This is a genomic window from Zoogloea sp. 1C4 (assembly GCF_009469605.1).
GTDB lineage: Bacteria > Pseudomonadota > Gammaproteobacteria > Burkholderiales > Rhodocyclaceae > Zoogloea > Zoogloea oryzae.
In genome coordinates, this window is sequence record NZ_SSXU01000014.1 from 86,567 (window position 1) to 112,595 (window position 26,029).

At 66.8% G+C, this 26,029-nt stretch carries 23 protein-coding genes; 9 read left to right on the top strand and 14 right to left on the bottom strand.

Going from position 1 to position 26,029, the window contains the following annotated elements; genetic code table 11:
* Nucleotides 1-5: 5 nt before the first annotated feature.
* From GH681_RS16325 to GH681_RS16335, 3 genes are read right to left on the bottom strand one after another with little or no spacing between them, the layout of a single operon-like run.
* Nucleotides 6-575 carry an SCP2 domain-containing protein gene (locus GH681_RS16325; RefSeq protein ID WP_153162558.1) on the bottom strand — a complete coding sequence of 190 codons (570 nt, stop codon included), beginning with the start codon at nt 573-575 and terminating at the stop codon, nt 6-8.
* Nucleotides 576-598: 23 nt separating this feature from the next.
* Nucleotides 599-1,336, bottom strand: coding sequence for a bifunctional demethylmenaquinone methyltransferase/2-methoxy-6-polyprenyl-1,4-benzoquinol methylase UbiE (ubiE, locus tag GH681_RS16330; protein ID WP_153162559.1), 738 nt, complete (start codon nt 1,334-1,336; stop codon nt 599-601).
* 23 nt (nt 1,337-1,359) lie between these two features.
* Nucleotides 1,360-1,785 (bottom strand): gamma-butyrobetaine hydroxylase-like domain-containing protein, encoded by a 426-nt coding sequence (locus tag GH681_RS16335; RefSeq protein ID WP_153162560.1) that lies wholly within the window; start codon nt 1,783-1,785, stop codon nt 1,360-1,362.
* 180 nt (nt 1,786-1,965) lie between these two features.
* On the opposite strand from GH681_RS16335, the gene phoB reads away from it, so the two are divergent.
* Nucleotides 1,966-2,673: a phosphate regulon transcriptional regulator PhoB gene (gene phoB / locus GH681_RS16340; RefSeq protein ID WP_153162561.1), complete on the top strand. Its 708-nt coding sequence runs from the start codon at nt 1,966-1,968 to the stop codon at nt 2,671-2,673.
* Nucleotides 2,674-2,748: 75 nt separating this feature from the next.
* The gene (phoR, locus tag GH681_RS16345; protein ID WP_194271258.1) at nt 2,749-4,023 is read left to right on the top strand and encodes a phosphate regulon sensor histidine kinase PhoR; all 1,275 of its coding nucleotides are present in this window, start codon (nt 2,749-2,751) and stop codon (nt 4,021-4,023) included.
* A 53-nt stretch (nt 4,024-4,076) separates the two neighbouring features.
* Here phoR and GH681_RS16350 read toward each other — a convergent pair whose 3' ends face one another.
* The 3 genes from GH681_RS16350 to GH681_RS16360 all read right to left on the bottom strand — a co-directional run bounded on the left by GH681_RS16350 (nt 4,077) and on the right by GH681_RS16360 (nt 7,100).
* Entirely contained in the window at nt 4,077-5,687 is a 1,611-nt protein-coding gene (locus tag GH681_RS16350) for a hypothetical protein (protein WP_153162563.1), read from the bottom strand.
* 17 nt (nt 5,688-5,704) lie between these two features.
* A complete protein-coding gene (locus GH681_RS16355; RefSeq protein WP_153162564.1) occupies nt 5,705-6,148 on the bottom strand; it encodes an HIT family protein in 444 nt (147 codons plus the stop codon).
* 130 nt (nt 6,149-6,278) lie between these two features.
* A complete protein-coding gene (locus GH681_RS16360) occupies nt 6,279-7,100 on the bottom strand; it encodes a class II glutamine amidotransferase (RefSeq protein ID WP_153162565.1) in 822 nt (273 codons plus the stop codon).
* A 115-nt stretch (nt 7,101-7,215) separates the two neighbouring features.
* On the opposite strand from GH681_RS16360, the gene GH681_RS16365 reads away from it, so the two are divergent.
* The 3 genes from GH681_RS16365 to GH681_RS16375 all read left to right on the top strand — a co-directional run bounded on the left by GH681_RS16365 (nt 7,216) and on the right by GH681_RS16375 (nt 14,765).
* Nucleotides 7,216-8,028 carry an NAD-dependent deacylase gene (locus tag GH681_RS16365; protein WP_153162566.1) on the top strand — a complete coding sequence of 271 codons (813 nt, stop codon included), beginning with the start codon at nt 7,216-7,218 and terminating at the stop codon, nt 8,026-8,028.
* A 70-nt stretch (nt 8,029-8,098) separates the two neighbouring features.
* Nucleotides 8,099-11,455, top strand: a complete 3,357-nt coding sequence (locus GH681_RS16370) for a DEAD/DEAH box helicase (protein WP_153162567.1) — start codon at nt 8,099-8,101, stop codon at nt 11,453-11,455.
* 130 nt (nt 11,456-11,585) lie between these two features.
* Entirely contained in the window at nt 11,586-14,765 is a 3,180-nt protein-coding gene (locus GH681_RS16375) for a response regulator (RefSeq protein ID WP_153162568.1), read from the top strand.
* A 12-nt stretch (nt 14,766-14,777) separates the two neighbouring features.
* On the opposite strand, the gene GH681_RS16380 is transcribed toward GH681_RS16375, so the two are convergent.
* The 6 genes from GH681_RS16380 to GH681_RS16405 form a co-directional block, all read right to left on the bottom strand.
* Complete coding sequence (locus tag GH681_RS16380) at nt 14,778-17,075, bottom strand: ATP-binding protein (RefSeq protein WP_153162569.1); 2,298 nt, start codon at nt 17,073-17,075, stop codon at nt 14,778-14,780.
* A 518-nt stretch (nt 17,076-17,593) separates the two neighbouring features.
* Complete coding sequence (locus GH681_RS16385; protein ID WP_153162570.1) at nt 17,594-18,595, bottom strand: hypothetical protein; 1,002 nt, start codon at nt 18,593-18,595, stop codon at nt 17,594-17,596.
* A 156-nt stretch (nt 18,596-18,751) separates the two neighbouring features.
* On the bottom strand, nt 18,752-19,378 hold the full coding sequence (locus GH681_RS16390) for a hypothetical protein (protein ID WP_153162571.1): 627 nt from the start codon (nt 19,376-19,378) through the stop codon (nt 18,752-18,754).
* Between the two features lie 115 nt (nt 19,379-19,493).
* Nucleotides 19,494-19,838: a hypothetical protein gene (locus GH681_RS16395; RefSeq protein WP_153162572.1), complete on the bottom strand. Its 345-nt coding sequence runs from the start codon at nt 19,836-19,838 to the stop codon at nt 19,494-19,496.
* Nucleotides 19,839-20,079: 241 nt separating this feature from the next.
* Complete coding sequence (locus tag GH681_RS16400; protein WP_153162573.1) at nt 20,080-20,478, bottom strand: hypothetical protein; 399 nt, start codon at nt 20,476-20,478, stop codon at nt 20,080-20,082.
* A gap of 497 nt (nt 20,479-20,975) precedes the next feature.
* Nucleotides 20,976-21,308 carry a hypothetical protein gene (locus GH681_RS16405; protein WP_153162574.1) on the bottom strand — a complete coding sequence of 111 codons (333 nt, stop codon included), beginning with the start codon at nt 21,306-21,308 and terminating at the stop codon, nt 20,976-20,978.
* Nucleotides 21,309-21,350: 42 nt separating this feature from the next.
* Between GH681_RS16405 and GH681_RS16410 the strand changes: the two genes are divergently transcribed.
* The 4 genes from GH681_RS16410 to GH681_RS16425 all read left to right on the top strand — a co-directional run bounded on the left by GH681_RS16410 (nt 21,351) and on the right by GH681_RS16425 (nt 23,900).
* Nucleotides 21,351-22,043, top strand: a complete 693-nt coding sequence (locus GH681_RS16410) for a sigma-70 family RNA polymerase sigma factor (RefSeq protein ID WP_153162575.1) — start codon at nt 21,351-21,353, stop codon at nt 22,041-22,043.
* A 2-nt stretch (nt 22,044-22,045) separates the two neighbouring features.
* The gene (locus GH681_RS16415) at nt 22,046-22,861 is read left to right on the top strand and encodes a cupin domain-containing protein (protein WP_153162576.1); all 816 of its coding nucleotides are present in this window, start codon (nt 22,046-22,048) and stop codon (nt 22,859-22,861) included.
* A gap of 104 nt (nt 22,862-22,965) precedes the next feature.
* Nucleotides 22,966-23,544 carry a ferritin-like domain-containing protein gene (locus GH681_RS16420; protein ID WP_153162577.1) on the top strand — a complete coding sequence of 193 codons (579 nt, stop codon included), beginning with the start codon at nt 22,966-22,968 and terminating at the stop codon, nt 23,542-23,544.
* Nucleotides 23,544-23,900: a cytochrome c family protein gene (locus GH681_RS16425; protein ID WP_153162578.1), complete on the top strand. Its 357-nt coding sequence runs from the start codon at nt 23,544-23,546 to the stop codon at nt 23,898-23,900. Before GH681_RS16420 ends, GH681_RS16425 begins: the two co-directional genes overlap by 1 nt.
* Nucleotides 23,901-23,913: 13 nt before the next feature.
* On the opposite strand, the gene GH681_RS16430 is transcribed toward GH681_RS16425, so the two are convergent.
* Together GH681_RS16430 and GH681_RS16435 are read right to left on the bottom strand one after the other, a co-directional pair.
* Nucleotides 23,914-24,867 (bottom strand): D-2-hydroxyacid dehydrogenase, encoded by a 954-nt coding sequence (locus GH681_RS16430; protein WP_153162579.1) that lies wholly within the window; start codon nt 24,865-24,867, stop codon nt 23,914-23,916.
* A gap of 449 nt (nt 24,868-25,316) precedes the next feature.
* Nucleotides 25,317-26,029 (bottom strand): IS110 family transposase (locus tag GH681_RS16435; protein WP_153162580.1); only part of this gene is annotated, 713 nt, incomplete at its 5' end.

Genomic DNA, 26,029 nt, shown 5'->3' on the forward strand with positions numbered 1-26,029 from the left:
GCGGCCTAGCGGGTTTCGAGCTTCTTGAGGCGCTTTTCGAGGCGGGCGAGGTCGTCGCGCAGGGCGGCGGTGTCGCCCGCCAGATCTTCAAGGGCGGCCTTCTTGACCACCAGCGGCTGCTCCTCGCCGAAGTATTCGACGAGGTTCTCGACCACGTTGCGGGCGGCCTGACGATGCCAGGCGGCCACGTCGCGGGCGGTGTTCACGGCCCGGTGGGCGGCGATGTCGCCGATGAGCCGCGACAGCGCCTCTTCGCCGTCCCAGCGCAGCTTGCGCAGCACGAAGCCGAGGGCGTCGGCAAAGTCGGCGTTGCCGCTGATGCGGATGTCGGCCATCAGCGCGTCGGTGCCGCCGATGGCCTTGGGCAGGGACGCCAGCGGGAGTTCGAGGGTCACGTCGGGCTCGGGCGTGGCGGATTCGGTGAAGCAGCCGCCGCCGTCGATGCCCAGGCTGAGGACGAAGGGCCTGACGTGGAACACCGCCGTGCGGCCGGCAAAGGGCGCCAGCCGCTCCCGCGCCCAGGGCGCGTCGGCGAGCAGGTGGTTGAGGCCGGCAATGGCGGGCGAAGCAAACATCTCGTGTCCTGCGCTGGAAGGTCTCAGAGCTTGTAGCCGCGGTGCAGGGCGACGACCCCGGCGGTCATGTTGAAGTATTCGACGCGGGCGAGGCCGGCCTCTTCCATCAGCGTCTTGAGGGATTCCTGATCCGGGTGCATGCGGATGCTCTCGGCGAGGTAGCGGTAGCTGTCGGCGTCGTTGGCGACCTTCTCGCCCATCATCGGCAGCAGCTTGAACGAGTAGAAATCGTAGGCCGGGGCGAGGGGCTTCCAGACCTTCGAGAACTCCAGCACCAGCAGACGGCCGCCGGGCTTGAGGACGCGGCGCATCTCGGCGATGGCCTGATCCTTGTGGGTCATGTTGCGCAGGCCGAAGGCCACCGTGACGCAATCGAAGTGGTTGTCGGGGAAAGGCAGCTTCTCGGCGTCGCACTGGGCCACGGGGAGCAGGAAGCCCTTGTCCACCACCCGGTCGCGGCCGACGGAGAGCATCGCGTGGTTGATGTCGGTGAGCCACACCTGGCCGGTGGGGCCGACCTTCTTGGCGAAGGCCAGGGACAGGTCGGCGGTGCCGCCCGCCACGTCGAGCACCTTGTCGCCGGTGCGCACGCCGGCGATCTGCACGGTGAAGGCTTTCCAGAGGCGGTGCAGGCCGAAGGACATGAGGTCGTTCATCACGTCGTAGCTGCTGGCGACGGACGAGAACACGCCGCGGACCTTGCTCGCCTTTTCGGATTCGGCCACTTGCTGGAAGCCGAAGTGGGTGGTCTTGTCGTTCATGATCGGAGTCGGGAATCGGTTGTTCAGTGGTGGTGACCGCAGCCACCGGCCTTGGGCGCGGGCGGCGGCAGGTCGGCCGGGTCGCGGCTGCCGCCTTCGGTCTCGAGGCGCAGCAGGTAGGTCTGCCACAGCTCGTCGCGGCGCTCGCCCAGGTCGTAGAGGTAATCCCACGAATACAGGCCGCTTTCGTGGCCGTCGGAGAACACCGGACGGATCGCGTAGTTGCCCACCGGCTCGACGCGCTGGATCTCGACATCGCGCTTGCCCAGCTGCAGGACTTCCTGGCCGGGGCCGTGGCCGCGCACCTCGGCGGAAGGCGAGTACACGCGCAGGAATTCGTAACTCAGCTCGAAGCGCTTGCCGTCGTCGAAGGCGATTTCCATGATGCGCGAAAGCTGGTGGAGCTTGATCTCGGTGGGAAGCGGATCGTCCTTGTGAAGGCCGGCCATGGGAGGCTCCGTCATCAAAAAATGTTCAGCCTGCAATGATACGCGAAGGCGCTTCCTTCGCCCTCCCGCCAGCGCCATCTGGCGCGCCGGATCACGCATTTCAGCCAGATGACCTGTCATGAAAAGGTAAAATAGCTGCAATAGACTGCCGGCGTCCCAGTGATTCCCACCGAGGTTTACATGCCCGCCACGATCCTGCTCGTCGAAGACGAGCCCGCCATCCAGGAACTGATCGCCGCCAACCTGATGCGTGCCGGCCACCATGTGGTGCGGGCCGGCGATGCAGAAACGGCCCAGCGCATCGTCCGCGACGCCCTGCCCGATCTGATCCTCCTCGACTGGATGCTGCCCGGCATGTCCGGCGTCGAGTTCGCCAAGCGCCTGCGCAGCGAGGAACGTACCCGCAGCATTCCGCTCATCATGCTCACCGCCCGCGGCGAAGAGACCGACAAGGTGCTGGGCCTCGAATCCGGCGCCGACGATTACATCACCAAGCCCTTCTCGCCCCGCGAGCTGGTGGCCCGCATCAAGGCCGTGCTGCGCCGCCGCGCCCCGGAAACCACCGAAGACGCGGTGGACCTGGGCGGCCTGCGCCTCGACCCCGCCACCCACCGGCTGGCCGCCGGCGGCAACCCGATCACCCTCGGCCCGACCGAGTTCCGCCTGCTGCACTTCCTGATGACCCACCCGGAGCGGGTGCACTCCCGCGCCCAACTGCTCGATCAGGTGTGGGGCGACCACGTGTTTGTCGAGGAGCGCACCGTCGATGTGCACATCCGCCGCCTGCGCTGCGCCCTCGAACCTTCCGGCCACGACAGCCTCGTGCAGACCGTGCGCGGCAGTGGCTACCGTTTCTCCACCCAGCAGGAAGCAGCATCGGTGCGATAGCCCGTGACGGAAAATCTTGCAGAAGGGGTCGCTGCAGTCCGACCCATCAGTTACATCCGCGTTGCAGTTTTGTCCGTGCTGGTCGCCATCGCCATCGTGGCGACAGCGACGGGCTTCTTTTTCGGCGCCATCGCCGGGCTGCTGGCGTTCTCGGCGCTGCTGCTCGCGGCCGGCGTCTATCACATCAACAACCTGTTCAAGCTGGTGCGCTGGCTACGCACGCCGGTGGAGCAGGCGGCTCCGCTGCCCCGCGCCTTCGGGCTGTGGGACAACGTGTTCGCCGAGGTCAATCTGCGGGCGCGCACCGCCTCGCGCCGCCAGGAACGCCTGTCCGCGGCCCTCGAACGCTTCCGCGAAGCCAGCCAGGCGATGCCCCACGGGCTGATGTTCCTGTCCGACACCAACACCATCGAGTGGGTCAATCACCAGGGCGAGCAGCAGTTCGGGCTCGACCAGACCCGCGACCAGGGCGCGCCGGTGACCAACATCGTGCGCCAGCCGGATTTCGTCCGCTACCTGAAGGAAGGCAACTACACCGAGCCGCTGACCGTCACCCTCGGGCGGCCCACCAGCCGCACGCTGATGGTCCATGTGGTGCCCTTCAGCGAGGACATGCGCCTGCTGCTGTCTGAGGACATCACCCAGGGCCAGCGCCTGGAAACCATGCGGCGGGATTTCGTGGCCAACGTGTCCCACGAGATGCGCACGCCGCTCACGGTGGTGATGGGCTTTCTCGAAACCCTGATTGACGGGCTCGAGGATCTGGAGCCGGACGACATCCGCCACTACCTGGGCCTCGCCTTCGAGCAGGCCGGGCGGATGCAGCGGCTGATCCAGGATCTGCTCACCCTGTCGGCGCTGGAAAGCGGCGCCCCGGTGGCCCACGAAGAGCCCGTGGACATCGTGGCGCTGCTGGAAGAGGTGTACCAGGAGGCGTCGGTGGTGTCTGCCGGCCGGCACACCCTCGACCTCGAATGCCCGCCCAAGGCCCACCTGCTGGGCAACGCCAAGGAGCTCTACAGCGTGTTCGCCAACCTGGCGATCAACGCGGTGCGCTACACCCCGGCGGGCGGCCACATCCGCATCAGCTGGCGCCAGCGTGGCGCGGTGGTGGATTACAGCGTGGAGGACGACGGCATCGGCATCGCGCCGGAGCACATCCCGCGCCTCACCGAACGCTTCTACCGGGTGGACCGGGGCCGCTCCCGGGAGACCGGCGGCACCGGGCTGGGGCTGGCGATCGTCAAGCACGTGCTGAGCCGCCACCAGGGCGATCTGCTGATCGACAGCGAGCCCGGCCGGGGCAGCCGCTTCACCGCCAGCTTCCCCACGCGCCGGCTGGTGAATTGACACAAAAAAGGGTGAGCCGCGGCTCACCCTTTTTGTTGGGCGATCGCCCGGCGTCAGACGTTGACGACCTCGTAGGTGGCCTGGTCGAAGTTGGTGCCGCGGGCCACCAGGTTGGTGAGCCGGACCTGGCGCGATTCGCCCTGATGCAGCTCGATCACCCGGTCGGCGTGGAACCAGCCGCCCGGCAGGACGATGGTCGCCGGGGCGCGCATCGCTGCGATCTCGGGCAGCATGAAGGCCTGGGAGAAGGGCTCGTTGGCGTTGATGTTCACCCCGGTCGGGCGCACCGCCACGGTGGACGGCAGGCCGGCCAGCAGATGGATGCCGGCCATCAGCGTGCCGTCGGGTTCGTACATCAGCCAACTCACCTGGCCCAGCAGATACTGGCTGCCGTCGCTCGGCTTGATGCCCACCAGCTGGTGGTGCTCGATGCGCTGGCCCGGGTGCTTGCGCTGGATGCGGAAGCCCGACACCGAATGATCGACCGTCTGCCAGTCGTCGAGGCCGAAGCCCCGGCGCAGCACCTCGGCTTCGGGGTTGATGACGTCGGGCACCTCGTCGTCCACCCGGGCGCCGAAGGTGATCACGTTGATGTCGTAGCGGCTGCCCATGGTCTGGCGACGGTTGGGCGGTGCGAATTCCTTGCCCGAGACCAGCAGGCAGATGCCGTCCCAGTGGGTGCAGATCTTGTTGCCGCCCTTCTTGCTGCGGCGGGGGAAGCGTCGGCCGGCGGCCGACATGCCCCACGGGCGGTAGAGCGACACCAGCAGGCGCGCGCAGGCGGGCTGGGAGCAGTCGTCACCGAGGCCCAGCGAGGCCGGCGTGGTGCCCTGCTTGAACTCGGCGAGCATGGCCTTGATCTGGGTCGCCAGCCGGTGACCGTCGAAACGGCGCATGCCGGGGCGGGCGCCGATCAGCGCGATCGGGCGCAGGCCGTGGTCTTCGGTGAGGTCGAGGCCATAGGCGCGGGCGTCGTCCTTCTCCCAGCTGGTCTGCATGATGCAATAGGGGGCGAAGCGCTGGGCCCAGCGGCAGATCCAGTTGAGCTCGCGCTGGTTGCGGCCGTAGGGGTTGGTGAGGTCCACCAGCAGCAGCGCGATGTAGGCCTCGTCGGGGCTCTGGGCCTTCCAGGTGTTGTTGAGGGGGTCGATCACCCGGCTGTGGGTGATGCCGGCCCGTTCGGCCTCGAGGAAGGCGGCATGCACGGCCTTCCAGGCGCCCGGGGGTTCGGCCCGGTGGGCGCGGAAATATTCGATGATGACCTGGCCGAGATACTGGATGCGGCGCTGGGCGAGCAGCGGCCACTGGGCGCGGAACTCGTCGCTGCCGCTGCCGCTTTCGGCGAGGCGGGCGTAGGCAGTGCTGAGGGCCGTCCACAGGCGCACCACCTGGCGCAGGGTGGCGTCTTCCTGGCTGTCGGGCGGCAGCGGGTGGGCCGCGTAGCGCGACGACATCTCGTGCTGGACGAAGGTGATCGTCTGGCGGGCGGATTCGAGGACTTCGAGCTGTTCTTCAGGGCCGAGGGGGCTGGCCAGCAGGCCTTCGAGCATCCGCACCAGGGTGGCGTGGCTCTCGGTCGCGTTGAGCGTGTGCAGGTTGCGCAGGAGCTTGCGGTACTGCTCGACACTGCGCAGATCGGGATAGGTTTGTGGGCTGTCCGCCATGGAAGGATTCTCCGGGTTCAGCCGGCAAGATGCTCGGCAATGGCGTTGCGCACGGCCAGGGCGAGACGCGCGTCATCGACCACGGGCGCCGGCGAACTGCCGCCCTTGCGCTGGACAACACCCCACACCGGCTGCGGGAAGTGGCGATCGTCGAGATAACGCGGTATCAGGTGCCAGTGTAGATGCGGAACCACGTTGCCGAAACTGGCGAGGTTGATCTTGTCCGGGCTGAAACATTCCCGCAGCGCCACCTCGACAGCCATCAGGATGTTGAAGCAGTGGCGCTGCTCGGCCGGCGACAGGTCGCTCATCTCGGCAACGTGCTCCTTCCAGATCAGGCGGCAGTAGCCGGGGTAATCCGGATCGTCGACGCGGATCACGCGGCAGCTGGCGTCCTGCCAGAGGACGTTCTCCCGCTCGGGGAAGCACAGGGGGCAGTCTTGTGGGGCGCTGGTCGGCATGGGTGGGTGAGGGCCGCGTATTTACAGGATATCCGGCGATTCTAGCCCGGATGGATCACAAAAGATCATCGACGATTCTTGCATCTTTAATTTGCAAAATTTGAGTTTTTTACCAATTTTGACATCAGCATCATCCGCAGCTCGCCGGCCCGCTCCCGGTGAAGGCGACGGTGCCCGCCGGGCCCGCATCCACCGGCTCGCCATCGACGAAGAGCATCAGCGTGCCGGGCGCGATGGTGATCCAGGATTCGTTGTCGGTAAGGGGCGTGGTGGCCACCACGGCCACCCGGTCGCCGGCGGTGGTGAGCTCGCTGAAATCCACCGTGATGTCCTGATCCTTCAGGTGGGCGCTGGCAAACGGGGCCTTGCGCACGATGTAGGCGAGCCGCGAGGCGCAGTGGGCAAACAGGAAGGCGCCGTTGGAGAGCAGGAAGTTGAATTCGCCGTGGGCGCCGATCTGGGTGGCGATCTCGCGCACGGCGGCGAAGAGCTCCGGCAGCGGCGGCTCGCCTTCGGGGAAGCGCGCCTGCAGGGTTTCCATCAGGTGGCAGAAGGCGAGCTCGGAATCCGTCTGCCCCACCGGGCGGAAATCTCCGCGCAGCTCGGGCGCGAAGCCCTTGAGGTTCCCGTTATGGGCAAACACCCAGTAGCGCCCCCACAGCTCGCGCTGGAAGGGGTGGGTGTTCTCCAGGGTGACGACGCCCTGGGTGGCCTTGCGGATGTGGGCGATGACGTTGAGGGAGTGGATCGGGTAGCTGCGCACCAGCTCGGCCACGGGCGAGGCGCTGCTGGCCTGGGGGTCGAGAAACAGGCGCACCCCGCGGCCCTCGAAGAAGGCGATGCCCCAGCCGTCCCGGTGGACGTCGGTGAGGCCGCCGCGGGCCTGAAATCCGGCGAACGAAAAGCAGATGTCCGTCGGCGTGTTGCAGTTCATTCCAAGTAGCTGGCACATGATGGAGATCGAGTTGGCCGCCAGGCCCTTGACCCCGATGCCGGGACGCTCAGAATGGCGCCTGAACTTCCCGCGCGGGGCTGCCGTAAGCGGCTTCAAACCTACGGATACAAAAATGACAAGCCTAACCTTAGCCGACTACGCCGACCAGATCGCTGCCGCGGGTCGCCTGCTTTCGACCGCACGGCGCATCCTGTTCATCACCGGCGCCGGGCTGTCGGCCGATTCGGGCCTGCCCACCTACCGGGGCGTGGGCGGATTGTACGAAGGCGCCCTCACCGACATCGGCCTGCCCATCGAACAGGCGCTCTCCGGCGCGATGTTCGCCCGCCGCCCGGACATCACCTGGCACTACCTGTCGCAGATCGAATCGAGCTGCCGCGGCGCCCATCCCAACGCCGGGCACTTTGCCATCGCCCGGCTCGAGGCGCTCCACGGCGGCGTCACCGTGCTCACCCAGAACGTGGATGGCTTTCACCTGGCCGCCGGCTCGCGCAACGTCATCGAGATGCACGGCACCCTGCGCCGGCTGCGCTGCATCGACTGCGGCCGCGCCCGCCACGTGGACAACTACGCCGGGCTGGCGATCCCGCCCGACTGCCCCCACTGCGGCGGCGTGCTGCGGCCGGACGTGGTGCTGTTCGGCGAGAGTCTGCCCGACCAGGCCGTGCATCGCTTCGAGCAGGTGCTCAAAGCGGGGCCGGACCTCATCATCTCGGTGGGCACCGGCAGCGGCTTTCCGTACATCGCCGGGCCAGTGGTGTGGGCCATCGAGAACGGCATCCCGACCATCGAGATCAACCCGGGCGGCACCCCGCTTTCCGAGCGCGTCAGCTTCCGGTTCCGGCTGCGCGCGGCCGAAGCGCTGCCGGCGCTGCTCGATGCCGCCGGCTACAGCCTCGACAGCGGCCGCGACGCCGCCGGATAGGGCTCGACTACGGGTTTCGCGCATCGCCACATGCGCCTAGAATCGCCGGTTTCGTCCTGCCGGTGCCACCTTGGAACTCGCCCGCCTCCTCGCCCAGATCGATGACACCCTGCTGGGCGAACTGTTCTCGGCCAACGCCCTGACCCGCGCCCGCGGCTACGTGGGGCGGGTGCGCAACCTCGAGACCGCCGGCAACCAGATCCAGGCCCTCGTGCAGGGCACCGAGCCCATCCCCTACCGGGTGACGGTGCGGGTCGATCGCAAGGAGTTCTTCGGCAAGAGCAGCGTCGAGCTCACCACCCGCTGCACCTGCCCGGTGGGCAACCGCTGCAAGCACGCCGCCGCGGTGATCCTCGCCGCGCGCCGCCCGGGCGCGTTGGTGGACAAGCCCCGCGCCGAGATCCTCAACTGGGCAAAAACACTCCGTGAGCGAGTCGACAAGGCCACCGCCCCACGCAAGGCGGCCACCGCCAAGGAAGGTATCTTCTACCTGTGCTCGGCGTGGCTCACCGAGGACATCGAGTTCAGCCTGCTCAAGGCCCGCCTCGGCCCGAATGGCGACCCGGTGGGCGCCATCGGCGAGTGGTACAACTACGAACAGGCACTCCTCAAGCCGCCGTCCTTCGTGCGCGACGAGGACATGCAGGTGTTCCGCCTGCTGCGCGAGACGAGCCGGCGCGGCGGCGGCTACGGGCGCCCGGCCCTGCGCGGCACCGAAGGCCGCGAACTGCTCGAAGCCGCCCTCGCCACCGGCCGCACCTGCGTGGCGCTGGACGACAGCGGCCGAATCAGCCCGATCGTCGCCGGACCGGCCCGGCCGGGGCTGCTCGAATGGGCCCCGGTGGATGGCGGCCTGAAGGCCCGGCTGGTGGTCGAGCCCGCCGCCCAGCTGGTCATCCGCACCGATCCGCCCATGTACCTCGACGCCACCCGCGGTGAGGCCGGCCGGGTCGCCATCGACGGCGGCGCGGCGATCAACGAGGTGCTCGCCCTGCCGCCCCTGTCGACGGTGGAGCTACCCGTGGTGGCCCGCGCCCTGTCCCAGGTCGCGCCCGATCTGCCCGCGCCCCAGCAGCCCGGCGCCGCCGCGCTGCCGCTCCTCGACGCCCCCTGCCAGCCGCTGCTCCACCTGCAGACCCTGCAGTGCTGGAGCTGGCGCAAGCACCGGGGCTACGGCGTCGACTTCGCCGGGCGCAACTACGACGTGGCAGTGCCCGCCTTTGCCTACGGCGAGGCCCGCTTCGAACCCGGCTCGATCCACGACGTGACCGCCCTGCCCGACGGCCGCGCGGTGCGCGTCAAGCGCGACCCGACCCGCGAAGAGGCCGCCTGGCGGGCGCTGCTTGGCGCCGGCTTCCAGCCCGTCAAGCCGGCCTGGCTGGTGACCACCGGCCCGCGCCCGGAAGGCATGCTGGGCCTGGAGAGCGAAACCCACTGGAGCCACTTCTTCACCCTCACCGCGCCGGCGCTGCGGGAGGCCGGCTGGCGGATCGACTGCCCGAAGGATTTCCGCCACCGGGTGCTGACACCCACCGACTGGCACGTGGACATCGCCGACGCAGACACCGACGAAGGCGAAGGCAACGGCTGGCTGCAGGTGTCGCTGGGCATCGAGGTGGACGGCCGGCGGATCGACCTCGCGCCAATGCTCCACGCCGTCTTCAAGCAAGACCCGCGCTGGCTCGACCGCAAGCAGCTCGAAGCCATCAGCGACGACGCCCGGGTGCTGGTGCAGCTCGACGAAGGCGAACGCGTCGCGCTGCCCGCCGGGCGCATCAAGCCCCTGGCGCGCACGCTGGTGGATCTCTTCGACAGCCCCTCTGCGAGCATCAAGGTGTCGCGCTTCGACGCCCCACGCCTCGCCGAAGCCCTGGGCGAAGGCTGGCAAGGCGACGCCCAGGCGGTGCTCGACAAGATGATCGAGCGCATCCGCGGCGCTGGCCAGATCGCCCCGGTGGCCGCGCCCGAAGGCTTCGCGATGGCCCTGCGCCCCTACCAGCTGGAAGGCCTCGCCTGGCTGCAGCACCTGCGCGCCCACGGCTTCGGCGGCATCCTCGCCGACGACATGGGCCTCGGCAAGACCGCCCAGACCCTCGCCCACCTGCTCACCGAGAAGCACGCCGGCCGGCTCGACAAACCCGCGCTGGTGGTGCTGCCCACGTCGCTGGTCTTCAACTGGCAGCGCGAGGCCGAGCGCTTTGCGCCGCAGCTTCGCGTGCTCAACCTGCGCGGCACCGGGCGCGCTGCCAATTTCGAGAAGATCCCGGCCCACGACGTGTGCCTCACCACCTATCCGCTGCTGTGGCGGGATCGGGAGCAGCTTGCCGCCCACGCCTACCACTCGCTGATCCTCGACGAAGCCCAGACGGTCAAGAACGCCGCCAGCCAGGCCGCCCAGGTGGTGCGCACCCTCCGGGCCGAGCACCGCCTGTGCCTCACCGGCACGCCCCTCGAGAACCACCTGGGCGAGCTGTGGAGCCAGTTTGATTTCCTGCTGCCGGGCTTCCTGGGCGACACCAAGGATTTCGCCGCCCGCTGGCGCACGCCCATCGAGAAGCGCGGCGACACCGTGCGCCGCGAGATCCTCGCCCGCCGCATCGCCCCCTTCATCCTGCGCCGCCGCAAGGAAGAGGTCGCCAAGGAGCTGCCGCCCAAGACCATCGTCGTGCGCAGCGTCGAGCTCGAAGGCCGCCAGCGCGATCTGTACGAAACCGTGCGCGCCACCATGGACGAGCGCATCCGCGACGAGATCGCCGCCCGCGGCTACGCCCGCAGCCAGATCGTCATCCTCGACGCCCTGCTCAAGCTGCGCCAGGTGTGCTGCGACCCGCGCCTCATCCACACCGACGCCGCCGCCAAGGTGAAGGAACGCGCCAAGCTCGACCTGCTGATGGACATGCTCCCCGAGCTGGTGGAAGAAGGCCGCAAGCTGCTGCTGTTCTCACAATTCACCACCATGCTGGGCCTCATCGCCGCTGAACTCGACGCCCGCAAGATCCCCTACGTCACCCTCACCGGCGACACCACCGACCGCGAAACCCCGGTGCGCCAGTTCCAGGACGGCCCGGTGCCCGTCTTCCTCATCAGCCTCAAGGCGGGCGGCGTGGGCCTCAACCTCACCGCCGCCGACACGGTGATCCACTTCGATCCCTGGTGGAACCCCGCCGTCGAAAACCAGGCCACCGACCGCGCCCACCGCCTCGGCCAGACCAAGGCGGTGTTCGTCTACAAGCTGGTGGTCGCCGGCTCCATCGAAGAGAAGATCCTTGCCCTGCAGGAAAAGAAAGCCGACCTCGCCGCCGGCATCCTCGCCGAGGATCACGAAGGCACGGTGAAGTTCGGCGAGGACGACATCCGCGCCCTGCTGGCCCCGCTGCCCGAGGTCAAGAGCGAGGCGAAGAAGCCCGGGCGGCCACGAGAGGGTTAACCGCACTCATGAACCGCGCCTGACAGCCGATATCACCGTGGGCGCGACGCATCCGTCGCGCCCACGGTGATTCAGGCGGGAGGACCGGCGCGCATCCGCGCCCCCGCATCAGTTGAAGTGGGGATTTGCAATGTTTCGAACGCTCAGCGTAAGAAAACAGCTGTTGGCGGTGGCGGCGGTGGTGGTCGCCTTCTTTTTCTACCTCGCCTCCATCGTCTGGGAAGAGACGCAGACCATCACCGAAGCCGCCGACGGCATGGGCCAGGGAAAGGACGTGATCGCCGACGTGATGCCGCCGCCGCTCTACGTGCTCGAAGCCCAGCTTGCCGCGCTCCAGCTCCTGAATGCCTCGCCCGAGCAACACGAATCCCTGTTCAGGACACTGCAGGATCTGAAAGCCGTCTATGACGAGCGGAACGCCTACTGGACCACCCGGGCGCTTGACCCGACGGTGAAGGCGGCGCTCCTGAGCACCCAGAAGGAAACCGCCGACGCCTACTGGGCGCTGCGGCTGGGCGACTACGCCGCGGCCGCCCGCGCCCACGACACAGCCCGACTGGAAGCGCTGACGCCGGATCTCTGGCAGCGCTACCACACCCACCGCAGCGCCGTGGACGCCACGGTGCGGCTCGCCACCCAGTACGCCGATCACACCGCGGCAGGCCTCGCGCAGACGGCCGCCGATTCGCGCCTTTACGCCTCGGTGCTGACCCTGCTGGGCGCGCTGGTCGCCGGCGCGCTGATGCTCGTGAGCGCACGTTGCATCCTGTGCCGCCTGGGCGGAGAGCCCCTGGCCATGCAGAAGGCGGCGCGCCAGTTTGCCTCGGGCGACCTCACCGCCGTCCTGGAGCCCGAATGTGGCGGCGAGGACAGCCTGGCCGCCTCCCTCGTCCTCCTGCGCGACAACCTGCGCAACACCATCAAGATGCTGACGGAGGAGCGGGCGCGGCTGCGCACCCTGCTCAACACCCTCCCCGATCTGGTGTGGCTGAAGAGCCCGGATGGCGTGTTCATCGCCTGCAACGAGAAATTCGAGCGCCTCGTGGGGGCCGGCGAGGCCGACATCATCGGCCACGTGGACCACGACTTCTTTCCCCCGACGCTGGCCGACGCCTTCCGCCAGCGCGACGCCGAGGTGATCGCCAGCGGCCAGCCCAGCGTCACCGAGGAGACCGTCACCTACCGGCACGACGGCCACGAGGAGATTCTCGAAACCATCCGCACGCCGATGCGCGACGCCGCCGGCCGCCTGATCGGCGTGCTGGGGCTGGCGCGGGACATCACCCACATGCACCGGCTGATGGACGACCTGACCGCGGCGCGCCTCGAAGCCCAGCGCTCCAGCCGCGCCAAGAGCACCTTCCTGGCCAACATGTCCCACGAGATCCGCACCCCGATGAACGCGATCATCGGCATGGCCGATCTGGCGCTGGCGACCGAGCTCAGCCGCAAGCAGTTCAACTACATCAGCAAGGTCAAGGTGGCCTCGGAGAGCCTGCTGAACATCATCAACGACATCCTCGATTTCTCGAAGATCGAGGCCGGCAAGCTCACGATGGAGAAGTCGCCCTTCGTCCTCGACACCCTCTTCGACCAGCTCTCCGGCGTCGTGGCGCTGCGCGCCGAAGAGCAGGGCGTCGAGCTGCACTACGACATCGGCGACGATTCGCGGGTCCTCGAAGGCGACCCCTTCCGGCTGGGCCAGGTGCTGATCAACCTCGTCACCAACGCGGTGAAGTTTTCCGCCGGGGGCACCGTGCTGGTCAAGGCCGATACGGTGGCCGTGGGCGACGACGAGGTGGAGCTGCGCTGCTCGGTCGCCGATCAGGGCATCGGCATGAGCCCCGAGCAGGCTGCCAGCCTCTTCCAGCCCTTCACCCAGGCCGACTCGTCCACGACCCGCCAGTACGGCGGCACCGGCCTCGGCCTGTCGATCAGCCGCCAGCTGGTCGAGCTGATGGGCGGGCAGATCCGGGTCGAGAGCGGGCTGGGCCAGGGCAGCACCTTCCAGTTCAGCGCGCGCTTCAAGACCCTCGGCCCCGACCGCCGCCTGGGCATCGCCCAGTTCGGCGCCCGCCTCGCCGAGCACGCCCACCGGCCCGTCCTCATCATCGACGACAACCCCATCGCCTGCGCCATCCTCGAACGCATGATCAGCCAGCTCGGCCTGCGCACCGAGGTGGTCATGAGCGGCAGCGACGCGCTGAAGAAGATCGAGCTCGAATCCCCGCCCGACTACCTGATGTTCCTCGTGGACTGGCGCATGGCCCGCCTCGACGGCGTCGAGACGATCCGCAAGCTCAAGCGCCGCTACCGCAGCCTGGGCCGCACGGCGCCGCCGATGATCCTCGTCACCGCCTTCAGCCACCACGAGGAGATCGACCAGATCAGCAGCGAGATCGACGGGCTCCTCGCCAAGCCGGTGAGCGCCCGCCACCTCTACGTCGAGATGGCCCACTGCCTGGGCCTCGCCGACGACGCCCCCCACGACGGCGAACGCCGCCAGCCGCGGGTCGCCAACTGGTCGCGGTTCCGCAACCTGGACATCCTTGTCGTCGAGGACGTGGAGGTCAATCGCGAAGTCATCGGCGAACTGCTGGCCACCTCCGGGCTGGTGGCGCGCTTTGCCAAGGACGGGCAGGAAGCGCTGCTGGCCGTCGAGGAGCGCTGCCCCGACCTGATCCTGATGGACATCCAGATGCCGGTGATGGACGGCTACGCCGCCACCCGGCGCCTGCGGGAGATTCCGGCCTATCGCGACGTGCCGATCATCGCCCTCACCGCCAACGCCCTGCTCGACGAACAGGAGAAATGCCTCGCCGCCGGGATGAACGCCCACGTGGCAAAGCCGGTGCGGATGGACGCCCTGTACGACGAGATGGCCCGCTGCCTGCCCGATCACGAGCCCGGCGACCCGCTGGAGCATGACGCCCCCGGCGACGCGCCCGCCGCGCCGCCTGCCCACCCCGCCGTGCCCGGCATCGACGTCGCCGTGGGCCTCAGCTACGTCAAGAAGATCGACCTCTACCGGCGCCTGCTGGCCAAGTTCCGCGACACCACCGGGCGCCGCTTCGAGCCCGACTACACCCGCGCCCTCGCCGCCGACGACTGGGAAACCCAGGCCCGCCTCGCCCACTCAATGAAGGGCGTCGCCCAGACCCTGGGCGCCTACGACCTCGGCGAGGCCGCCGCCGCGCTGGAGGTAGCCGTGAACCAGCGAGACCGCCAACGCGTCGCCGAGCGCTTTGCCCTCACCCGGGAAGCCCTGGGCGTGGTCCTTGCCGGGCTGGAAGACCTGAAGGACTGGTAAGCCGCGGGGCGATCACGGCCCCGCCTGGCTGCCCAGCCACTTCAACAGCGCTTGGTAGAGCCTGTCGGGATCGACGGGCTTCGACACGAAGTCGTTCATGCCCGCCTCCCGGCAGCGCGCCTCGTCCTCGACAAAGGCATTGGCCGTCAACGCCACCACGGGAATGCGCTCGCCGCCATCCAGTTGCCGGATGATCCGGGTCGCCGTCACCCCGTCCATCCTGGGCATCTGCATGTCCATGAGGATCAGGGCGTACGTCCCCGCCGGCGCGCTGCGGACCATGGTCACGGCGACTTCGCCGTTCTCTGCCAGGTCGCAGACCAGGCCCGCGTCCTCCAGAATTTCCTGGGCAACCAGCTGGTTGATCTCGTTGTCCTCGGCCAGCAGGATGCGGGCCCCGGCAAACTTCTGCTGCAACTGGGCAACGACCTCGCTTTGCGGGGCGAGGTCGGCCTCATCGCACGCCTGGCTAGCCTTCTTCAGGCTTGCCGTGAACCAGAAGGTGCTGCCTTCACCCAGCACGCTTTCGACCCCCGCATCGCCGCCCATCAGCTGCGCCAGCCGACGGGCGATGGCCAGCCCGAGCCCGGTTCCGCCGTAACTGCGCACCGTCGAGGTATCGGCCTGTTCGAACGGCGTGAACAAGCGGCCCAGGGCCTCGCGGGAAATGCCGATGCCCGTGTCGATCACCTCGAACCGGATCTGGATCGACTCGTCCTCCTCGTGCTGCCGGAGGGTCCGGATGGTCACCGAACCCGTCTCGGTGAACTTCACGGCGTTGCTGACCAGGTTGAGCAGGGTCTGGGTCAGGCGCGTCAGATCGCCGAGCAACTGCTGCGGCAGCAAATCCACCTCGGTCCTGAGCTGGATGCCCTTGGCCTTGGCCGATTCCGCCACCATCGAGCACACATTGACGGCCAGCACGCGCACATCCACCGGCTCTTCCGACAGCTTGATCTTGCCGGCCTCGATCTTCGAGAAATCCAGGATGTCGTTGATGATGCCCAGCAGATGCTTGCCGGCCGCCTCGATCTTCACCAGCTTCTCGGCCGTATCCGGCTCCTGGGGCTTGCGGCGCAGCAGGCCCGAGAGCCCCAGGATCGCGTTCATCGGCGTCCTGATCTCGTGGCTCATGTTGGCCAGGAAGTTTCCTTTCGCCAGATTCGCCGCCTCGGCGGCCCGCTTGGCATCGGTCAGGGCCGCAGTACGCTCATCGACCATCGCCTCCAGGTGGTTCCGATGGCGCTCCAGCTCCGCTTCCGCCACCTTCAGCTTCGTCACATCCACCGCCACCCCCACCCACAAATCCCCCTGCGGGCCGGGAATCGGTGCCGAACGCACGTGCAGCCATACCTGCCGCCCGTCGGCAGCGTTGAACAGCAGCACGCCCGAATACTGCGTCCGCTCGCGCATGCAGTACGCCTCGTCCTCCCGGTAGCGGGCGTAGGAATCCGGCGCCATCAGGGCAAACAGCGGCTCCGCATCCTCCATCAGGTCGGCCGCATGGAGCCCGAGCATCTTCTCGATCCCCGCGCTGATGTACCGGAAACCCCGCCGGCCTTGCCGCAGCTCGAACTGATAGACGAAACCATCCGGCAGGTTGTCGCTGAGGGCGCGCAGCTGCGCCTCGCTCTCCCGCAGATGGGCCTCACTCTCCGCGTGTTCGTGTTCGATGCGCTGGGAATTCATGCTGATGAGGGTCAGCGTCACCAGCTGCACGGTCAGGATCTGCGCCAGCGCGTAGAAGCTGCCAAAGCCCTTCAAGGCCTCGAACGCCGTGCTGGTGTTCGGGTCGATGAACTGCTGGCCGATGCGCACGAACGAAAGGACGCCATACACCACCAGCCACACCGCCAGCATCACGTCGTTCGACCCGAAGTACTTCGGCCGGAACCGCAAGGTGAGGGCCGCCGTCGTCAGGCTCAGGATGCCCGTCAGGGTGCAGTAGATGAGGATCCGCGTGTCGAGATGGGCCGGATCCAGGCTGAAATAGCCGAACACGCACAGGAAACCCAGCGCGAACAGCGCCTCCCAGCGATAGCTCACCTTCAGCCCGCGAAAGATCACCATGCCGCGCAAGAGCAGCACCAGGCCACCCAGCAGCAGCCCGTTGCGCATCACCGCCACATACCAGACCTTCGGCAAGGCCCCGGGCACCAGCATCGCCGCCCCGAGGGCCAGACACGCCACCCCCACCGTCCAGAAACCGAAGCCCGGATACGTCTTGCGGGTGCGCCAGGCCACGAACATCACGAGCGCCGCCGCCGCAGAAAGCAGCGCGTTGGTACTCAGCAGGGTGGCTGTATCCATCGGGTGCACCTATCTTCTGATCGAGCCGCAACTCGACGGACCAATCCGGAACCTCGCCGCATCCCGGCCCGCACCAGCCGGGTTTCCTTCAACGGAGTGGATACGCCGGCACGCTGATTGGTTCTCGCCACCACGCACTTCAGCCACGCGGCAAGGAGGCTTAACGGCAGCAAGCGGCGGTGCCTTACAGGAAAGGACCGAAATCGCGAGAGGTAGGGCGGCGATGCCGGTGCTGATACCGTCTTCACGTAGCCCGCGGGTGGAAGCCCGCCGTCGAAAACCAGGCAAACGACCGCGCCGCATGCATCCTCGCCGAGAATCACGAATGCACGGTGAAGTTCGGCGAGGACGACATCAAGGCACCTCTGGCGCCGCTGCCGGAGAAGGGAACGGGGATGGAGAAGAAGGCAAGGAAGTAGGTCGCTTGTTGCGGCTCAACCCGACGTCTCGCTATTCACTAACCCGCAGAGTCGCGGCAACTACCTGACTCACCCCAAACCAAACCGTGACAGTGCGCATCACAGCAACTTCTCAAGCTTTGCCGAGACAATACCAAGAATAATCGAGAAAACTGAACTGACAGCAATCTTTCGAAAGACAGCAGCTTTTCTGTTTTTATAATCAGAAATAAGATTAGCGTCCCCCTTGTTTAGTTTCAAATAAGAAAGAACCGGAAAGCTATCGACTGCCTCTTCAAGAAGAGTACCTACAGCTCCAGCGAGAGGAACGAGAATCAAGGCCCCACCCGCGTACACAACGAAAAATCGCGCCCAGACATCTGGCTGCGCCGACGAACCAAAGTACGTTGGAATGGCCTGAAAGGCAAACCACGTTATGAGCGACCCAACGCTCAACTTGGCGACCCCAGGAATATACTCGGACCATCGTCTCAATTTATTCAGCCAATAAATTGGTGGAGATTTCTGACAACCTCTAATCCACTCATCAAAAGCTTCAACAAACCCTCTCGCTATTACGTAATCAGCGTAATCAATAGTAACTTCAGCCGTATTTACCGCGACAAATGCAGCAAGCCGTCCCCTCATGAAGGGAGGAGCCTCCTCATCAATTTGCTTAAGCAGCGCCACCCTGGATGCCAGACGAATTGAAACCGTATATTCCTGAGGCCTCCTCAATCCATAAGGAATAATAGAAAAACTATATTTCAGCACGAGATTGACGGTAGGACTAGCTGTACTAGAATTGTATGCACGGAACCGCTCAAAGGAGGTGAATTGCTCTTTGCGCTCCATTTCGTGAAAAACCGATACGACTTCATTGCTAGCTACAATTTTGTGAACATCACACAATTGCTGAATTTTTATATTCAGTTGCTCAACATCAGAAAAATCAATCAAAAGATTATCCGAATAGCGTTTTCTTATCTGCTCTGTCCGGCCAGTTACTTGGTGATAAATATCCTGATACGTCTTTAGAGTTACATTCCCCCCAGTCTCGCCAACTTGAATAACACCGAGATTTTCATCTCCATTATCCGAATGCTCGATTAACTCACCCATTTAGAGACTCCAACTATTAACAACGTCCATATGAAATTTCATCAACTGCACTTTGAATATAAACCCGTCGACCTACGAAAGGACTTCCCCCCCTCCGACCGGGAAAGTCCTTTCGTAGGTCGATCTCTGACGTGGGTATGGCGGTCAGAACCCCCCTCAAAACCTCCACGTCCCCTCCACGATATACGCATCACTCACATGCGCCCCCGTGTGCATGTGCCAGCTTCTGGCCCATCTGAATTCAATCTCGGCGTTTTCCGACAGGTCGAAGCTCGGCCCCAGCCTTAGCTTGTGCAGATCGTGGCCCTTGCCGGCTTCGATGGCGCGTTGGTGGCGGTAGCCGAGCATGAGTTCGACGGGGCCGAGGGCGTAGCGGAAGCTGGGTTCGGCGTACCAGTAGAAATACTTTTCATCGCCCTGCACGGCGTGGCCGGCGAGGGCGCGCAGGACGAGGCGGGAGTCGGGGCCGAGGGTGAAGTTGTGGCGCAGGCGGAGGGCGAGCTTGCGCTCGGTGCTGCGCTCGCCGCTGTCGTGTTCGTGGGCGCCTTCGATGAGGGCTTCGACCATGTGCACCCACGGGTTGTCGAGCGTGATGCCCGGCACGAGGGTGAGGCTGCGGCTTTGCCAGGCGTTGCGGGCGCCGTTTTCCAGTTCGTATTCGATGCCGAGCTTGGCCTTGCCGGGTTCGTTCTCGTCGGCCGGGGCGATGCCCGGCCATAGCAGCAGGGCCAGGCTGGCGACGGCCGGGGCGAGTGCGCGCCAACCTGAGTGCAGATGCGTCATGGGTTTCCGTTTCCGGGCCGGGCTGCCCGCTGTATGTCGAGCGCGGCGCCGGGGGCGGCCGCTACCTGATCAGGCCATTGTAAGAGGGAACGGAAACAGTGCGCCCTGGATGGTTCTAGTGGAGGGTTGGTTTGTCGCGGGGCGGGGCGATGGCCTCCAGGCCAGCGTCGCCGTCGGGACTGTCTTCAGCGCTGCGGCTGCGCACACTGACAAAGCGGCCTTCGCGCAGGGCTTTCAGGGCTTCGTCACGCGTTTTGCGGGCGGCCTCATAGGCTTCTTCGATCTCGCGTTCAGCCTCCTGAGCGACAAGCATCTCTTCGTAGGCGACGGTGAGGGCGTCGATGCTGGCTTGGAGTTGGGCACGCTTTTCGGGGGGCATGGCCTGAAGGCGGTGTAACAGCTCGATGTCTTCCTCGATCTGCTCGTCGGTGGGCGCCTCAATGGATTTGGGCTTGGACATACGTCCTCCTGGGGGGTGGAACACGACGGGTGGCGGGGCTGCGCAGGCTCGGCACGACGAACGGTGGCGCAGGTGTGCGCCATCGGCGCCAACCACACCCCGGCGGGTGGGCGAGTGGTGGTTCACCTCGGGCTTTACGGTGATACGCCGCGCACGGAAATCAAAAAAAACGGCGGCGTAACGGCCGCCGTTGCCAAAAACCGCCCCGCGCCAAGGAGTAGGTACGCGAGGCAGCACGGACTCAGTGGTTGCCGGGCGCGGCGCTGGCGTCGCCGTCGGCCTTTCTGGCGGGGCTGCTGTGACGGGCGTAATCGGACTTCTTCTTGATGCCCAGCGACGCCAGCTCGTTGGAGCTGACCCCATAGATGACGCGCACTTCGTTCTTGGCGCCGAGGATGACGTTGCGCAGGGCGCGGCGGCCTTCCATCACGGCGTCGCGGGCGGCGGCGAGGGCGTTCTCGGCCAGCAGCACGTCTTCTTCGGCGGCGAGCAGCTCGTTGTAGGCGGCGGTGGCGGCCTCGACGCTGTGGGCGGGGTTGTGGGGGGTGTAACCGGGGATGGCCTTGAGGGCGAGATAGGAATCGATGTCGGCGTCGGCTTCCTGGGCGGTGACCCGGGTGTCAGGCTTGATGTTGGACATGCTGCCTCCTGTGGCGGATGGGGTGGTCTGGACGCATCTACAGTACAGCGATGTTAAATCAATATGCCATTTACAGTAAAGACCAATGTACTACCTGTACGCCATTTTAATGATCTGCGGGATGGATCGCCGGGTGCGGATGGCCGAACACTGCCCCGGCGGCCGACGAAAGCCTGCCGGGGCATGAGCACCCACTGGGGGCCAGGGACGAAGAGGCGGCAGCGGCAGAAACGCAGTTTCGGCGCCTGAAACGGCGTTGCGGGGGCAAGAAACTCGATTTCGCGGTCTGAAACCGAGTTTCAGGCGCTGAAAGCACGATGATGGCGCCCGAGACCTTCTTTCAGCGCGTGAATCATGGTTTCTGGGCCGGGAAACATCGATTCACGCGCTGAATCGGAGTTTCTCGGCGCAAAGATCAACATTCTTCCGCTGTATTTGTGGTCTTCGCGCAGAACCGTCGGGGGCTTGCGTGCCGCACCCGACGCCGTGCCAGGCGATCAGGGCGCGAGCTGGCGCACGAGCCGGAATCCACCGCTGGTGAAGCGCATGTCGGCATACTCTCGACCGCGGTTTGCCAGGCGTACGACATCGGGGGTGCTGCCCCGCATGGCCCGCCGGACTTTGGTGAAGCCCGTCTCCCAGACATTGCCGTGCGTGTCGTACAGGGAGAACTCGTTGGGGTAAAGCGGGCGGACGGGCAGGGCGCCCTCGCCCTCGCGCGGACGTTCTTTTTGCGGCGCGCTGCATCCGGAAGCGGCCGGGCTGCGTATCCTTGATTGGGAACGCGGAAGCCGGGCAGACCAGCCCGCCGCGATGGCCAGACGGGCCATGCAGGACGATGCCGCCGGCACCGGCAGGAAGGAGCACGAGGCATGATCGACGACATTCAGCCGGCCTTTGCGGCTGAGGCAGCAGCCCTGAACCCGGGCTTGCTGGAGGCCGCGGACGAGACGAGCGGCAGCGGCAGCGCGGATCTGTGGTCGGCGGCGCCGGACACCGCCGAGCTGGTGGCGCTGATCGCGCGCATCCAGCGGGAGGACGACGCCGCCCTGGGCGCGCTCTACGACCGGACCAGCGGACGGGTGTATGGGCTCGCTTTGCGCATCGTGCGCACGCCTGCCGCCGCCGAGGAGATCGTGGAGGACGTGTTCTTCCAGATCTGGCAGCAGGCGGCGCGCTACGACCCGGCCCGCGGCCGCCCGCTGGCCTGGATGCTCACCATTGCCCGCAGCCGGGCCCTGGACTACCTGCGCCGCGCCGATCCGGCCACGCTGCACCCGGAGCCGGAGATCCTGATGCGGCCCGACGACGCCGACGAAGCCGCCCTCAATCCGCAGAACCTGCTGTCGGCGTGCCGCAACCACGCCCTGCTCCACGCCGCGCTGGCGGCCCTCGATCCACTGCCCCGGCAGCTGCTGGCCCTGGTGTTCTTCCGTGGCCTGACCCACGAGGAAGTCGCCGAGCAGGCCGGCCTGCCCCTCGGCACCGTCAAATCCCACGTCCGCCGCGCCCTGCTCAGCCTGCGCGGCACCCTGGCCGCCACCATGGACCGGAGCCTGACCTGATCATGGACACCAAACATCTGCTCGACCCCGATGACCCGACCACCGCCCGCGAGGTGGAGGACGGACTGCTCGAATCCCTCGGTCCGGTGCACTTTCCGCCCAAGCGCGCCGAGGCGGTGAAGCTGCGCCTGTTCGACCGCATTCGCGCCAGCCGCGAGGCCGGCAAGGACTTCATCCGCATCCGCTTTGACGAGGGCGAATGGGAGAGCCTTGTGCCGGGCGTACGCGTCAAGCGCATGCAGGGCGATCGCCGCGCGGCGCTGCTCGAACTGCAGCCCGGTGCGGCGATCCCCTTCCATCGCCACCATGAAGACGAAGAGTGCGTGGTGCTGCGCGGGCGGGTGGAAATGGGCGAGATCAGCGTCGGCCCGGGGGACTACCACCTGGCCCCGTCGGGCAGCCGACACGGCATCGTCCGCTCGGCCGGGGGTGCGCTGATCTACCTGCGCGGCACGCCCATCGGCCATCCGCTGGCCCTCGCCCGGGACATGATCACCGCCCTGCTGCCCGGCGAGGACGTCGTGCCGATGACGATCCCGCGGGATGAAGGGCCGTGGGCGCACCACGCGCCGGGGGTGGATCTCAAGCTGCTGCGCGAAGAGGGCGGTCGCCGCTCGATGCTGCTGCGCCTCGAACCCGGCGCCCGGGCCGATCTGGCCTTCGGGGCGGCCGACGACTGCCTGCAACTGGAAGGCGAAGTCAGCGTGGACGAGGTGCTGCTGCGGGCCGGCGATTTCGGCCGTCCCGCAGGCGCCGGCAGCCAGCGGCGCGTGACGAGCGCGACCGGCGGGCTGATGTTCATGAGCTGCGCCGGCTGAGGGGTGGTGGCGACGCAAATAATGTCGTCGCCGCCTGCATCCGGATGCCGATCGGGTGCGTAGAGAGGTTGAAGCACCCCTCAACCCCCCCAGGAGATCCGATCATGACCACCCTTCTCGTTCCGGCCCGCCGCAGCTTCCTGTCCTCGTCCGGCAAAGCCACCCTCTCCGTCGCCGCCATCGCCCTGCTCGCCGGGCGCGCCGATCTCGCCTCGGCCGCCGCCGGCGACGCCGCCAGGGACGTGGACATCCTCAACGTCGCCCTCGGCCTGGAGCACGAGGCCATCAACGCCTACCAGCTGGGCGCCACCAGCGGCCTGCTGCAGAAGCCGGTGCTCGACGTGGCGGTGCTCTTCCAGTCCCACCACAAGAGCCATCGGGACGCGCTGATCACCACCATCGAGAAGATGGGCGGCAAGCCGGTGGCCGAGAAATCGATCAACGATTACGCCAAGGCGCTCAACGCCGCATCGCTGACGAGCCAGGCCGACGTGCTCAACCTGGCCGCCCGGCTGGAAATGGGCGCCACCAACGCCTACCTGGGCGTCATCCCGGCCTTCAAGGATCACAACCTGGCCCAGATCGCCGGCCGTCTGGCTGCCGACGAGACGATGCACTGGACGGCCCTCACCAGCGCGCTCGGCCGCCCGCTCCCCACCAAGGCCCTCAGCTTCGGTGCGTGATGCGCGCCCACCACGTGGCCCTGACCTGCCTGGCCGTGCTGGCCACGCAGGCCGGGGCGGACGAAGCCCTCGACGCCAAGGCGCTCTACGAAGCCCGCTGCGGCGGCTGCCACGCCCTTGATGCAGACCGGACCGGCCCCCATCACGCCGGCGTGTACGGCCGCCGGGCGGGCAGCGTGGCGGGCTTTGCGTATTCGCCCGCGCTGGCGGGCTCGCGGATCGTCTGGAACGAAGTGACGCTGGAACGCTGGCTGCGGGACCCGGAAGCCCTGATCCCCGGCCAGCGCATGAACGTCCGGGTGAGTGACCCGGCCGAGCGCCGGGCGATCATCGGCTATCTGCGGGCGGCGCGCTGAGCCGGCCGGGGTTTCACGCCACGCGATTGACCGGCTCGCCCCGGGCGAAGGCTTCGATGTTGTCGATGAGCTGGTCGGCGAGGGTCTGCATGGCCTCGCGGCTGGACCACGCCACGTGAGGGGTGAGGATGAAGTTGCCGGCTTCCAGCAGATCGGGCGCGAGGAGCGGGTTATCCACCGGTGGCTCGACGGTCAGCACGTCGAAGCCGGCGCCGCCAATCTGCCGGGCGCGCAGGGCGTCGGCCAGGGCCTCTTCATCCACCAGCCCGCCCCGGGCGGTGTTGATGAGGAGCGCGGTGGGTTTCATGGCTGCCAGCTCGGCCGCGCCGATGAGATGGCGGGTGGCGTCGGTGAGGGGGCAGTGCAGGCTGATCACGTCGGCCTCGCGGATCAGCTGCTCGAAGGGCAGGTAGCCGGGGCGACAAGTTTCGGCGCCCTTGTGCTCGCCAAACACCACCTTCATGCCAAAAGCCGCCGCGATGCGCGCCACGCCCTGCCCCAGGGTGCCGCTGCCGAAGATGCCCAGGGTCTGCCCGGCGAGATCACGGATCGGGTAGTCGAAATAGCAGAACTGCTCGCTCCGCTGCCAGCGCCCCGCCGCCACCGAACGATGAAACGGCCCGATCTGCCGCGCCAGCGCCAGCAGCAGCGCAAACACGTGCTCTGGCACCGTCTCGCGGGCGTAGCCACGCACGTTGGAGACCACGATCCCCCTCGCCCGGCAGGCATCCAGATCCACGTTGTTGTAACCCGTGGCGGCGATGGCGACCATCTGCAGCCTGGGCAGCACGTTGATGATGTCGGCGGTGAGCAGGCGCTTGTTGACCACCGCGATGGTGGCGTCCCGCAGGCGCTCGGCCACCTGGCTCTGGGAAGTGGCTTTGTGCTCGGCCCAGGTATGTTCAAAAGCCGGCCGACGCAGATCGGCAACAAGGGCGCCAGCTTCGATGGAGACGATGTGGTGCATGGTGGGGGCAGACTCGGATCGGCGAAGCCCCGAGCTTACCCCGCACCGGGCAGGCGAAAGAACCGGGGTTTTCCGCAAGGCCGGCCCAGGCGATGCCCTGTAGGTCGGACTTCAGTCCGACATCGCGGATTGATCGGGCAGGGGTTTGTCGGACTGAAGTCCGTATATGGACTCCTCCCGTTTTGCCAGCGCGAATGTTGGACAACAAGGGGATCGATTGCTCACGTATATCCGGCCTCCTGGTTGGGCGTAGTGGCCCGGGCCATGATGAGTTATCCGCGCGTCTGCTCCTGATCGACCTAGCGTGCTCGCTGGCACATCGGACTTTGAAGGGTTTTCAGACGCCGATTCGATCAGTTTGTCATCGGCGATTCTGGCTGGGCAATCGTGAGGAAGGGGCACCTCCTTAAACCGTCATCACTGGTAAATGGCTTGGGCGCCGGCCCGCTTCAGGCCGGCTGGGCTGGCGTCGCGTGACCGTGCAGCGGGTCGTAGTCTTCCTCGCGCCTCAGCAGCACCCAGGCCAGGCGCATGGTCTTGTTGGCCAGCGCCACCGCCGCCACGTTCTTGTTGCGCCGGGCGCACAGGCCCTGCAGCCACAGGCTCAACGGGTCGGTCTTGTCGCGGGCCGCTCGCAGCGCCGCGCGCGCACCGTGGATCAGCAGGGTGCGCAGGTAGGTGTCGCCCCGTTTGCTGATGCCCAGCAAGGTCTGCTTGCCCCCGCTGCTGTGCTGACCCGGGACCAGCCCGGCCCAGGCCGAGGCCTGGCGGCCATGCGTGAATTGCCGCCCATCCCCCAGCGCTGCGATCAGCGCCGTGGCCACCAGCGGACCGACGCCGCGTAGTTGCTGCAGACGTCGGGCGCTGGGGTGGGTGCGCGCCAGCGCCTCGATGGCTTTGTCCTCGGTCTTGATCCGCTCGTCCAGATACACCAGATCGTCGCGCAGCCCCATGAGCAGGATCCGGAAATCCGCCTGCAGTCGGGTTTCTGCGTCTTCGAGGATTTCCGGCAGGCGGTGGCGCAGGCAGCGCACCCCCAACCCGATCACGATGCCGTATTCGGCGAGCAGGCCGCGGATCTGGTTGGCCTTGGCGGTGCGCTGCTTGATCAGCTCCGAGCGCACCCGGTGGCGGGCCTGGATGTGCAGTTGTTCGATCGTCT